The 13,755-nt window shown below is 39.6% G+C and carries 8 protein-coding genes; all 8 read left to right on the top strand.

All coding sequences use genetic code 11. The annotated features are described in order from the left end of the window. Nucleotides 1-52: 52 nt before the first annotated feature. Nucleotides 53-5,140, top strand: coding sequence for an alpha-2-macroglobulin family protein (locus ABN099_RS06955; protein WP_349462923.1), 5,088 nt, complete (start codon nt 53-55; stop codon nt 5,138-5,140). Between the two features lie 56 nt (nt 5,141-5,196). Further along, nucleotides 5,197-7,518, top strand: a complete 2,322-nt coding sequence (gene pbpC / locus ABN099_RS06950; RefSeq protein ID WP_349462922.1) for a peptidoglycan glycosyltransferase PbpC — start codon at nt 5,197-5,199, stop codon at nt 7,516-7,518. Nucleotides 7,519-7,865: 347 nt separating this feature from the next. Continuing rightward, nucleotides 7,866-8,291 carry a nucleoside-diphosphate kinase gene (ndk, locus tag ABN099_RS06945; RefSeq protein ID WP_349462921.1) on the top strand — a complete coding sequence of 142 codons (426 nt, stop codon included), beginning with the start codon at nt 7,866-7,868 and terminating at the stop codon, nt 8,289-8,291. A gap of 136 nt (nt 8,292-8,427) precedes the next feature. Further along, entirely contained in the window at nt 8,428-9,609 is a 1,182-nt protein-coding gene (locus ABN099_RS06940; protein WP_349462920.1) for a bifunctional tRNA (adenosine(37)-C2)-methyltransferase TrmG/ribosomal RNA large subunit methyltransferase RlmN, read from the top strand. Nucleotides 9,610-9,700: 91 nt separating this feature from the next. Further along, nucleotides 9,701-10,135 carry a hypothetical protein gene (locus ABN099_RS06935; RefSeq protein WP_349462919.1) on the top strand — a complete coding sequence of 145 codons (435 nt, stop codon included), beginning with the start codon at nt 9,701-9,703 and terminating at the stop codon, nt 10,133-10,135. Between the two features lie 74 nt (nt 10,136-10,209). Then, nucleotides 10,210-11,169, top strand: a complete 960-nt coding sequence (gene rodZ / locus ABN099_RS06930) for a cytoskeleton protein RodZ (protein WP_349462918.1) — start codon at nt 10,210-10,212, stop codon at nt 11,167-11,169. 46 nt (nt 11,170-11,215) lie between these two features. After that, nucleotides 11,216-12,337: a flavodoxin-dependent (E)-4-hydroxy-3-methylbut-2-enyl-diphosphate synthase gene (gene ispG, locus ABN099_RS06925; protein WP_349462917.1), complete on the top strand. Its 1,122-nt coding sequence runs from the start codon at nt 11,216-11,218 to the stop codon at nt 12,335-12,337. Nucleotides 12,338-12,459: 122 nt separating this feature from the next. Continuing rightward, on the top strand, nt 12,460-13,749 hold the full coding sequence (gene hisS / locus ABN099_RS06920; RefSeq protein ID WP_349462916.1) for a histidine--tRNA ligase: 1,290 nt from the start codon (nt 12,460-12,462) through the stop codon (nt 13,747-13,749). Nucleotides 13,750-13,755 lie beyond the last annotated feature (6 nt).

Genomic DNA, 13,755 nt, shown 5'->3' with positions numbered 1-13,755 from the left:
CAGCCTGCATAAAACATCGCATTATTCAGGGTTTGAATTAAAGGAAAAGGGTATGAATCAAAGTCAATTTAGACAGTACACGGAAAAAAGAGGCTACCGTTGGTGCTCTCTAGCCGTTGTATTGGCGTCTGCACTTGCTCTGGCAGGATGTGATGACAAAGATACAAATGAATCATCTGCATCAGATAAAGCAACAAACTCGCAAGTATCAGAGCAAAAAAATACTGAACAGCAAGCGACAAATAGTACGACTCAAAATGGTGAAGATACGTCAGTAACAACCAAAACTAAAAATGAGACTGCGTTAACGAGCCAAGAAGTACGTAATCAATTAGCAACACGTTTTGCTGGCAAAGATGTCACCGTATTAGATGCTTCTGAATTACAACGTGATGGTGCTAGCACTATGGTGGTGACTTTCTCTGTACCACTCGATCCTGATCAAAAATTTGATGATGTTATTCATCTTGTTGATACTAAAAAAGGTAAACTTGAAGGTGCGTGGGAATTATCAGATAACTTAATGGAGTTACGTTTCCGCCATTTACCACCTTCGACTGAACTGAATTTAACCATTGATGATAAAATCAAAGGTATTAACGAACGCGTTTTAGCGACAGCATTTAGCCAAAAATTTACGACAGAAGAGATTTTTCCTTCTGTTGGTTTTACAAGTAAAGGCTCATTACTACCATTAGAGGCTGCTGAAGGCTTACCGATTACGGCATTAAATGTTAGTCAAGTGGATGTTAACTTCTTTCGTGTTAAAGAAGACAAACTAGCGCAATTTTTAACGCAGTGGGAAAACCGTTCTAATATTAACTATTGGGAATCAGACGAGTTTCTTGCTCAGGCAGATTTAGTCTATACAGGGCGTTTTGAGTTAAATACAGAAAAAAACACTCGCGAAAATGTATTGCTGCCACTGAGATCTATCGATGCATTGAAAAAAGAGGGTGCTTATATTGCTGTCATGCAGCAAGCAGGCAAATACTCTTACACCGTACCTGCCACCGTATTCACGTTTAGTGATATTGGGCTGTCGATGCACAGCTATCTCAATACTATTGATATCTTTACTCAATCACTAAAAAATGGTTCAGCTTTAAGTAAAGTTGAGATCCGTCTATTAGATGAAAAAGGTAATTTAATTTCTAAAGCCCAAACGGATAACCAAGGTCATGCAACACTTGAAAAAAGTGATGAAGCCCGTTTATTAATGGCTATTCGTGATGGGCAAACCAGTATGATTGATTTGCGTAAACCTGCGCTTGATCTGTCAGAATTCGATATTGGTGGACCTCAAGGTTATAACAAACAGTTTTTTGCATTTGGTCCTCGTGATTTATATCGCCCAGGCGAAACCTTAATCGTTAACGCATTATTGCGTGATGGTGATGGTAATCCGATAAAAGAACAACCTGTTAAAGTTGATTTTCTAAAAACAGACGGTCAAATTTCACGTAGTCTGGTTTGGCAACCTGAAAACGGATTATATCAATTAAAATTGGTTATTCCTGAAGATGAAAACACGGGTACTCGCACACTTCGTTTTGATGTAGGCGATGGCACACCTCGTTTTTATGAGTTTCAGGTTGAAGATTTTATGCCAGAACGTATGGCATTAGAGATAACGGGTAAAAAAGGTATCTTATTAAGCGGTAATGATGCTTATTTTGATTTCCAAGGGCGTTATCTTTATGGTGCTCCAGCTGCAGATAACCGACTGCAAGGACAAGTGTTCTTAAAATCATCTCGTGAAGCGGTAAGTAAATTACCAGGTTATGAATTTGGTGAGGTTAAAGATGAGAACTTTAGTCGTCTTTTAGATGAATTCGAACTTAATCTTGATAGTGACGGTGTCAGCGAATTAAGCGTTGATAGTGAACGTTATGCTGAATTGAAATCACCAATTAATATTATCTTACAAGCCAGTTTACTTGAAGCTGGTGGACGACCGGTTACACGCCGTTATCAGCAAGCAGTATGGCCTGCGACACATCTTGCTGGTATTCGTCCTATCTTCCCTAAAAAAGAAGTATATGACTATCGTACCGATAAATATAAAGCCAGTTATAGTGTTGATGAAAACTCAATGGCTGAGTTTGAAATTGTTTACACGGATCAAGATGGTAAAAAATTGCCAGCCAACGATCTTAAAGTGAAATTTATTTACGAACGCCATGACTATTACTGGCGTTGGTCTAGTTCAAATGGTTGGGAGTCTGGCTATAACGAAAAAGATCTGCAAATGGATGAGCAGACTATCAAAATAGCTAAAGATGGTACTGCTAAAGTTGCATTCCCTGTGGAGTGGGGCTCTTATCGAATTGAAGTGGTTGATCCTAAAACCGAACTTGTAAGTAGTTTACGTTTTTGGGCGGGTTATTCATGGATGGACAACACAGGTGGTACTGGTGCTGTAAGACCTGACCAAGTAAAACTGTCTCTTGATAAAGAAGGCTACTTACCGGGTGAAAAAGTTAAGTTAAATATCGTTGCACCGCATTCAGGTAAAGGCTATGTATTACTAGAATCAAGTGATGGTCCTTTATGGTGGCAAGAAATTGATGTGCCAGAAAAAGGGCTTAATGTTGAAGTGCCTATTAATAAAGAGTGGGCAAGACATGACCTGTATCTAACATCTGTTGTTGTTCGACCGGGTGATACTTCTAAGCAAGCTACAGTAAAACGTGCTGTAGGTATTTTGCATTTACCTCTACAAGATAAAAATCGTCGTATCGATATTTCTCTTGATGCGCCAGAAAAAATTCGTCCAAATCAGGATTTAAAAATCCGCATTAAAGCTAATCCAATTGCAGGTCAACCGTTACCAGAAAATATTAATGTGCTGGTTTCTGCCGTTGATACGGGTGTGCTAAATATTACCGACTATAAAACGCCAAATCCTTATGATGCATTCTTTGGTCGTAAACGCTATAGCATCGATCAATATGACGTTTATGGTCAATTAATTGAAGGTGAAGGGCGTTTAGCTAGCTTGCGCTTTGGTGGTGATGGTGGTGAAGCAGCTGCACTATCTCGTGGTGGTAAAAAACCATTAACAGATGTACAGATCATCGCTCAGCAAACGGCTCCAGTAAAATTAAATGCCCAAGGTGAAGGTGAAGTTTCTTTACCTATTCCTGAATTTAATGGTGAAGTTCGCTTGATGGCGCAAGCTTGGACTGCGGATAAATTTGGTAGCCAAGAAGGTAAAGTTGTTATTGCAGCACCATTAGTGACACAGCTTTCATTACCACGCTTTATGGCGGGTGGTGATAGTGCATTACTCTCTTTAGATTTAACTAATTTAACAGATGATGCACAGGCAATTACCTTAAATTATACCGCTTCTGGTTTAGTTGGTTTAGCGGGTGCAGAGAGTAAAACGGTTTCACTAACCAAAGGTGAGCGTACTCAAATCCAAATCCCAGTAAAAGCAAAACATGGTTTTGGACAAGGTGAATTCTCACTCTCTATCTATGGTATTAAAGTGCCAGGTGAAGAGATAAAACCTTATCAAAATACATGGAAGATTGGTGTGCGTCCGGCTTATCCAGCTGAAACGCTGCATTATGCAAGTACTTTGCAAGATGGTGAGACTTGGAGTCTACCAACAGAGATATTAAATCGTTTTAATACCTCTACATTAGAAGGCGAGCTTTTACTGACGAGTCGTCCACCATTACAAATAGCGCGTTATGTCAGAGAACTATTTGCTTATCCTTATGGGTGTTTAGAGCAAACAGTAAGTGGTCTTTATCCTTCACTTTACTCAACAGAGAAAGAGTTAAAGCAACTAGGAATAAAAACACAAACTGATGCTGACAGAAAATTAGCCATTGAAACGGGGATCACTCATCTGTTAACAATGCAAAAAGCAGATGGCGGTTTCTCTTTATGGAGTCAAAGTGGTCGTGAAGAGTATTGGTTATCTGCATATGCAACAGATTTCTTATTCCGAGCTTCTCAACAAGGTTATTCAGTTCCTGCTGATGCGCTAAAACGTGCTAATGACCGTTTATTACGCTACCTGCAAGATAAGAATCTGATTAACTATGAATACGCGGTAAACCAAGATGCTGCGCGTTTCTCTGCAAGAGCTTACGCTGCATTAGTATTAGCGAGTCAGCAAAAAGCACCATTAGGTGAGCTGCGTCGTTTATATCTTGAACGTAATCAAGCAGGAAGTGGTTTAGCGTTAGTTCAATTAGGTATTGCACTAAAACAGATGGGCGACAATAGCCGTGCTGAAAGTCTAATTGCTGAAGGTGTTACAACAGAGCGTAAGTATAATTACGGTTTGGGCGATTACGGTAGTACTATTCGAGATCAAGCATTGATTATTGCGTTATTAAGTGAAAACAACCTTGAAACACAATCACGTGATGCAAGTGTGGTTACGCTGTCTGATAACTTAACTGGACGTGAATGGTTCTCAACCCAAGAGAGTAATTCTCTCTATCTTGCTGGTCGATTCTTTATCAATATGGCTGAGCAGCCTTGGGAAGTTGCGGTAAATCGTCAAATTCCGGCTATAAGCAGTGATCGCGCCGTAAATGAAGCGTTAACTGCAACACAATTACAAGAAGGGCTAGAGTTAAATAACCGAGGTGGTGCGACGATTTATTCACGAATGAATGTTGTCGGATATCCAAAAGTTGCGCCAGCGCCTTACGCTAATGTGTTGAATATTCATCGTAGCTACTATGATTTAAAAGGTAATCGCGTTCAGCCAAATCGCTTACAAAGTGGTGAGATGCTGGTAGTAAAACTGGAAGTCTCAGCCGATAGAGATGTGCCTGATGCTCTGGTTGTTGACTTGTTGCCAGCAGGTCTTGAAATTGAAAATCAAAACTTGGCATCAAGTAGCGCAAGCTTAAGCGATAGTGCAGCTGATTTGCAGGAGTTGATTGATGATATGGGGCAAGCAAATATCAAACATCTCGAATATAGAGATGACAGATTTGTTGCTGCAGTTTCTGTTGATAAATATCGCCCAGTAACTCTGCTGTATTTAGCTAGAGCGGTTACACCGGGAAGCTATCAAGTTCCACCACCACAAGTAGAATCAATGTATGTGCCTTACTGGCGTGCATTAGGAAGAACTGAAGCTAAAATTGACGTTGTTCCTTAATATTCTTAGTATTCCTAGCCCTTTCTTTGGAAAGGGCTTTTTCTTTGAGTTATTGAATGAAAATAGGATATAAACGGTTTATTGCCGTCGTTATTGTTTTTGTGTTAGCTGCGCCTATTCTGGTGTGGATAGCCGATAAAATTTGGCCTCTTCCTGATCCTGAACCACAAATAGCCACCATTGTGACAGCACAAGATGGAACTCCACTTTGGCGATTTGCCGATAAAAATGGGGTTTGGCGTTATCATGTTAAGCTTTCTGATGTTTCTCCTGAATATTTACAAGCCTTAATCACCTATGAAGACCGTTGGTTTTACCAACATCCTGGTGTTAACCCTATGGCAATATTACGTGCTGTATGGCAAGACGTGAGCTCAGGGCGAATAGTGTCAGGAGGAAGTACCTTATCAATGCAAGTGGCTCGCTTAATTGATCCCCATTCGCGTACATTAGGTGGAAAATTAAAGCAACTATGGCGCACTGCACAATTAGAGTGGTATTACTCCAAAGACGAAATACTTGAAATCTATCTTAACCGAGCGCCTTTTGGTGGCACGCTTGAAGGTATTGGTGCGGCGAGTTGGGCATATTTAGGAAAGTCGCCCGCTGATTTATCTACGGGTGAAGCAACGCTAATGGCAGTACTTCCTCAAGCCCCTAGCCGTTTACGACCTGATCGCTATCCTGAACGAGCCCAAGCAGCAAGAGATAAAGTATTAGATAGATTGGCTGAATACAAAGTTTGGTCACAAGAAAAAGTAGATGAAATAAAAGAGGAGCAGGTGCTTTTAGCACCAAGGCAGACTCCTCAACTAGCACCTTTACTTGCGCGTAGGATGTATAACGAAAAGAAAGCACCTGTTATCACAACAACCATTGATATTAATATTCAAAGGCAGCTTGAAGATATTGTGAATCAATGGAAATACCAATTGGCAGATAAAACATCCCTAGCAATACTTGTTGTTGATCATACGGACATGAGTGTAAAAGGATATGTCGGTTCTGCCGATTTTAATGATAATAAACGTTTTGGTCATGTGGATATGATTAGTGCATGGCGTTCTCCAGGATCAACATTAAAACCTTTTATCTATGGATTAGCATTGGATGAAGGATTGATACATGCAGAATCGCTGTTACAGGATGTTCCTCGTCGGTTTGATAATTATCGACCCGGTAATTTTGATTCTGGATTTAATGGTGCCGTGAGTGCTAGTGAAGCGTTAAGTCGTTCATTAAATTTACCAGCAGTACAGTTAATCGAAGTGTATGGTGCGAAAAAATTCGCCGCCAAATTACGCCATAATCACTTAGAAATGCGTTTTCCTTATGGCTCTGAACCTAATTTAGCACTTATTTTAGGTGGCACAGCAACTCGAATGGATGAGCTTGTTGCGACATTTAGTGCATTAGCTCGACAAGGAAAAACCGCCTCTTTGCGTTTTAAACCTGAGCAAATAATAGAAAATAGAGTATTAATGTCACCGGGTTCAGCATGGATTGTGCGCCGTATTCTTGCTGGTGAAGCACGTCCCCGTCCTGATAATGCTATTTCACCTGTAGTTCCGTTAGCATGGAAAACAGGAACAAGTTATGGTTATCGTGATGCATGGTCAATCGGTGTAAATGCACGTTATACCATTGGTGTATGGGTTGGTAGACCAGATGGTACACCTGTTGTAGGGCAATTTGGTTTTGCAACAGCCGTACCTATTATGAACCAAGTAAATAATCTATTAACAGGCTATATTTACCAAAATAAACAGCGTCCACCAACAGATTTAAGACCTAAAAGTGTTACTGCTGCAACTATCTGTTGGCCTACAGGTAAAGCATTATTAAAAGAAGATAGCAACTGCCGAGTTAGCCGCCGCAGCTGGATCCTCGATAACACCATTCCACCTACATTACTTAATGAGAGCCAAGAAGGTATTTTGGGTATCAACGAAAAAATATGGGTAGATAAAGACGGTAAGCGCACAGGACCAAATTGTCCGAATTCAGAGCTAAAAGATATTGCATTATGGCCGATAGCATTAGAAGCATGGCTACCTGAAAAAGAGCGTAGAGCAAAGCGCTTGCCTCCGATTTCTGACACTTGTCCTCCCATTAAAGAAGACAGTATCCCTCTGTTTATTTCAGGTATTCGAGCGGGTGATTTATTACGACCTTTACCAGGAGAAACAAGTTTAGAGTTGATTGTTGCTACACAAGGTGGAAGTGGTACTCAGTGGTGGTTTTTAAATGGAGAACAGATAGGCAGCACTGATAATGGGCAAACTTTCTCTTATTTGTTAGAGAAACGAGGCAAATATCAGCTTTCTGTGCTCGATTTAAGTGGACAAACGGATATGGTTAATTTTACTTTCCGTTAAACTAATAATGCTCAATAAAATAGAGTATCGCCATTTTTATATCTATTTTGGCGTCATTATCATGGAATATGATTTGTTATTAATGGAATAAATTTGCTCTATTTTATTTTGATTCTCTATTCAGTGAAGCTAAATAAAGGCAAAAATGTGATTAGATCGATAATTTATAACTTTTTTGCCACAGTTTTTTAAAAAAAGAGGGGGATTAATATGGGAAATTTGTTTTTATCCTCCTATAATCGGGCACTATTTTTGCAGGGAATGCGGTTTTTGATTCGTTCTTCCATGATCTGCGATAAAAAGAGACAACAAAAAGTCGTAATTAATAAAATAATCTGAGGTAAGACATGGCTATTCAGCGCACATTTTCTATTATCAAACCTAATGCAGTAAAGAAAAACGTTATTGGTGCTATCTATCACCGTTTTGAAAGTGCAGGTTTCAGCATTGTTGCCGCTAAAATGTTACATTTAACTCGCGAACAAGCAGAAGGTTTTTATGAAGAGCACAAAGGACGTCCTTTCTTTGACGGATTAGTTGAATTTATGACTTCAGGTCCAATCATGGTTCAAGTATTAGAAGGCGAAAATGCAGTTCAACGCCACCGTGATCTGATGGGTGCAACTAACCCAGATAACGCATTAGCTGGCACATTACGTGCAGATTATGCAGATAGCTTTACTGAGAACGCAGTACATGGTTCTGACTCAGAAGCTTCTGCTGCGCGTGAAATTGCTTATTTCTTCACTGAAGGCGAAGTTTGCGCTCGCTAATTTATTAGCATCTATATACGAAAAACTGTACAATGCGGCGCCCTGTTAGTGAATTAACGGGGCGTCTTTTTTTATAAAGTATCCAGTTAGCTAATTGGCTAACACAGGCCGCATAGTGTAACAACGAGGCAATGTCATGTCCCAATCTATAACTCCAGCGCCAAGCGCTTCTGTCGCTGTTTCTAAAGAAAATACTGTGAATCAAAAAGCAAAAATTAATCTGTTAGATTTAAATCGTAAACAGATGCGAGAGTTTTTTGCCTCTATGGGGGAAAAACCGTTTCGTGCTGATCAAATTATGAAGTGGATGTATCACTACTGTTATGATGATTTTGATCAGATGACAGATATTAACAAAGTGCTGCGAACCAAATTAAAAGAAGTTGCTGAAATTAAAGCACCTGAAGTCTCTGAAGAGCAACGATCAACTGATGGCACCATTAAATGGGCAATAACCGTTGGCGATCAACAAGTCGAAACTGTGTATATTCCAGAAGATGATCGTGCAACATTATGTGTCTCTTCACAAGTTGGTTGTGCATTAGAGTGTAAATTCTGTTCAACGGCACAACAAGGGTTTAACCGTAACCTAAAAGTTTCTGAAATTATTGGGCAAGTTTGGCGTGCAGCTAAAATTATTGGCTCATTAAAAGAGACAGGGCGTCGTCCTATCACTAACGTCGTTATGATGGGAATGGGAGAGCCACTACTTAATCTGAATAACGTTATCCCTGCACTTGAAATCATGATGGATGATTTTGGTTTTGGTTTATCTAAACGCCGAGTTACTGTATCAACATCCGGTGTTGTTCCTGCATTAGATAAATTAGGTGATGCGGTTGATGTCGCACTTGCTATTTCATTACATGCTCCAACTGATGATATTCGCGATGAAATTGTGCCAATTAATAAGAAATATAATATTGAAATGTTTCTTGAAGGGGTTCGTCGTTATATTGCGAAATCAAATGCAAATCAGGGGCGAGTTACTGTTGAATATGTCATGCTTGATCATATTAATGACAGTACCGAACAAGCTCATCAATTAGCAGATCTTTTAAAAGATACACCTTGTAAAATCAATTTAATTCCATGGAACCCGTTCCCTGGTGCGCCTTATGGTCGTAGTTCTAATAGTCGTATTGACCGTTTTTCTAAAGTACTTATGGAATATGGTTTCACAACGATAGTTCGTAAAACGCGTGGTGATGATATTGATGCTGCATGTGGTCAATTAGCAGGCGATGTTATCGACCGTACTAAACGTACACTGAAAAAGCGTCAACAAGGTGAACCAATTTCTGTTAAAGCAGTCTGATACTGGTGGACGTCTCTTTGTGTTATGCATAATGATAGAATTATCATAATACAAAGAGTTACAGGGATGAAAATACGTAAGGAATAGGCCGATGATAAGGATATCATCATTAGTAACAGCTATTGGTTTGATGTTGTTGGTATTAGGTTGTCAACCATCAGCCAATCAAGAGCGTGTTGCCGTTTCAACTCGCTTGCAGTTAGGTGAAGCTTATTTAGCAGAGCAGCAGTACCAAATAGCACAATACCATTTTCAAAAAGTGCTTTCAGTGATGCCAAAACATCCGCAAGCTAATGTAGGAATGGCATTATCATTTCAATTATCAGGCTATAAGATACAAGCGCTAGATTATTACAAATTAGCAATGAAGTCGAAGCCAGTAAATGTTAATGTATTAAGACTTTATGGCAAATTCCTTTGTGAACAAAATCTATTAGATAACAATAGAGTAGTAATTGAGGATATACCGCCAGAATATTTGGTTTGCCAGCAAAGTGAGACTGATATATCACAAAATTCGCGGTGATAACGTTAAGGTACTGGGTGCTTTACGTATTCATCAATGTTAAACATCCCATAGCCACAGTGCCTAGATTGCTAATGAATACTGAAAACAAAACCGAAGAAGTGAAATTAACAGCTGGTCAACTTTTACGTGAAGCTCGTGAAAGAATGGGGTTAACACAACAAACTGTTGCTGATCGACTTTGTTTGAAGTTATCAACGGTTCGTGAAATCGAAACAGATAATGTTTCCTCAGATATTGCACCTACATTTTTACGCGGATATATGCGTTCTTATTCTAAATTAGTCGGTGTTCCTGAAAGTGAAATTCTTGGATTTATCAATCAACAAGCACCCGTTAAGCAAGTTAGAGTTACCACAACTCAAAATTACTCATTAGGCAAAAGACATAAAAAACGTGAAGGTTGGCTAATGAAAATCACATGGGTTATTCTCATTGTAATGGTTGCGTTAGTCGGTGTTTGGTGGTGGCAAGGTCATCAAGCTGATCAACAAGAATTAGTTTCTATGGCATCTCAGAACATAGAACAAAATAATCAGGCAGAAAGCTCAAATTCAATAGATTCTCCGGTGATTACTTCAGATAATACACCTGTATCTGAGGGTGAAAATTTACAAGAGCCTGACTCTACAATAGTAGATAATCAGACTAATAAGGTTGTTAAACCATCAGTTACAGAAATTACGTCAGCAGCTGAAGTAAGAACTGTTCCATTACCAGTATCACCTCTAACAACATCAACCACTTCTCGTGCTCATGCCACTGATGAAACAGCATCTACATCAGTAGCTGTCGCTAATCAGCTTGTAATTATGTTTGATGGTGAATGTTGGTTAGAAATTCGTAATGCTCAAAATAAAATCTTATTCAATGGTATTAAGAAAGCAGGTGAGCGTCTGGAATTTAATGGTGAGCAACCTTATAAACTAAAAATAGGCGCACCTTCTGTAACTCGCTTACAGTTTAATGGCGAATCAATTGATTTAAGTCGTTTCACTGGCAAAATAGCAAAAATAACAGTACCAAGCGCTTAATCTGACTACCTATTTGAGCAAGCATGGAAGCGTGGGAGAATTAATAATGCATAAAGAATCACCTATTATTCGTCGTAAATCGACCCGGATTTATGTTGGTAATGTACCTATTGGCGATGGTGCTCCTATCGCGGTACAGTCGATGACGAATACACGAACGACAGACGTAGAAGCGACTGTTCGCCAGATTAAAGCTCTGGAACGTGTAGGGGTGGATATTGTTCGTGTTTCTGTACCAACAATGGATGCCGCTGAGGCATTTAAACTTATTAAGCAGCAGGTTAATGTTCCTTTAGTTGCTGATATCCATTTTGACTATCGTATTGCACTAAAAGTTGCTGAATATGGTGTTGATTGTTTGCGAATTAACCCAGGTAATATCGGTAACGAAGAGCGTATTAGACAAGTTGTTGATTGTGCCCGTGATTACGATATTCCAATTCGTATTGGTGTTAATGGCGGCTCTCTTGAAAAAGATATTCAAGAAAAGTACGGTGAGCCAACGCCAGAAGCGCTAGTAGAATCCGCAATGCGTCATGTCGATATCCTTGATAGATTAAATTTTGATAAGTTTAAAATCAGTGTTAAGGCATCGGATGTTTTTCTTGCTGTTGATTCTTATCGCTTATTAGCGAAGAAAATTGATCAGCCACTGCATCTTGGGATCACCGAAGCGGGTGGTGCAAGAGCAGGATCAGTAAAATCAGCAATAGGTCTTGGGATCTTATTATCTGAAGGTATCGGCGATACATTAAGAATATCGTTAGCAGCAGATCCTGTCGAAGAAGTAAAAGTGGGTTTCGATATTTTAAAATCGCTGCGCATTCGCTCCCGTGGAATTAATTTTATTGCTTGTCCAACTTGTTCGCGCCAAGAATTTGATGTTATCGGCACTGTTAATGAGTTAGAACAGCGCCTTGAGGATATTATCACACCAATGGATGTTTCTATTATCGGTTGTGTGGTTAATGGTCCTGGTGAAGCAGAAGTATCAACATTGGGTGTGACTGGTGCAAAAACACGCAGTGGTTTTTATGAAGACGGCATCAGACAAAAAGAGCGTCTTGATAACACGAATATGATTGATTTATTAGAAGCTAAAATTCGCGCTAAAGCATCAATGCTTGATGGCAATATGCGCATAAATATAAATCAATTGGACAAATAATGTTCAATTTACGGGCTCATTGTTCAATGAGCCCGTATTACTATTGATTTCAGATTGAATGCTGATTGATTTCGCTTCTATAATCAGTCTATTGATCAACGAATAACTATTAGAGAAAAAAAGTGGCACAAAAAATCCAAGCCATTCGTGGTATGAACGACTATCTACCTGCTGATACACGCGTATGGCAGAAAATTGAAAACACGTTAAAACAAATTTTAGCGGGTTATGGTTTTAGTGAAATCAGAACGCCTATCGTAGAGCATACCCCTCTATTTCAGCGAGCAATTGGTGAAGTAACCGATGTTGTTGAAAAAGAAATGTATACTTTTGTTGATCGCGGTGAAGGTGAAGATGCTCAAAGCTTAACATTGCGCCCTGAAAATACGGCAGGTTGTGTACGTGCAGGTATCGAGCATGGTTTACTCTATAACCAAGAACAGCGTTTATGGTATTTAGGACCTATGTTCCGTTATGAACGCCCACAAAAAGGTCGCTACCGTCAATTTCATCAGTTAGGTGCTGAAGTTTTTGGTCTTCAAGGACCCGATATCGATGCTGAGCTTATTATGCTAACAGCTCGTTGGTGGCGCGCTTTAGGAATTTCTGAGCATGTTACTTTAGAACTTAACTCAATTGGCTCTTTAGAGGCTCGTGCTAATTACCGTGAAGCGTTAGTTGCTTTCTTAGAGCAGCACGTTGATAAATTAGATGAAGACTGCAAACGTCGTATGTATTCTAACCCATTGCGTGTTTTAGACTCTAAAAATCCTGAAATTCAGACTTTATTGAATGATGCGCCTGAACTTTTCGATTATCTTGATGACGAATCAAGAGCGCACTTTGATGGTCTCTGTGCATTGTTAGATTCTGTCGGCATTACTTACCGTGTTAACCAGCGTTTAGTTCGTGGTTTAGACTATTATAACCGCACTGTTTTTGAATGGGTAACTAGCGCATTAGGTTCGCAAGGCACTGTGTGTGCTGGTGGACGTTACGACGGTTTAGTAAAACAGTTAGGTGGACACCCAACGCCAGCAGTAGGTTTTGCGATGGGTATGGAACGCATGATCTTATTAGTTCAAGCTGTTAATCCTGATTTTGTTGCTGAAACTAATGTCGCTGATGTTTATCTTGCATCTTTTGGTGACAATAGCCAAAGTGCAGCATTAATCCTTGCTGAAGAGATCCGTGACCAATTGCCTCAACTGCGTCTCATGACGAATCATGGTAATGGTAACTTTAAAAAGCAATTAGGACGCGCTGATAAACAAGGTGCTAAAATTGCGCTGATTTTAGGTGAAGATGAAATTAATGCGGGTACAGTTGCAGTTAAAGATTTACGTTCAGGTGAACAAAAAATCATTGCTCGTAATGAACTTGCCCAGCAACTGTCACTGTTATTAGGTTAAGGAGAG

Source organism: Proteus hauseri (assembly GCF_040139125.1).
In the GTDB taxonomy this organism is placed as follows: domain Bacteria; phylum Pseudomonadota; class Gammaproteobacteria; order Enterobacterales; family Enterobacteriaceae; genus Proteus; species Proteus hauseri_B.
The sequence above is the reverse complement of the archived record's forward strand: the minus strand, read 5'-3'. Positions and strand labels throughout refer to the sequence as shown.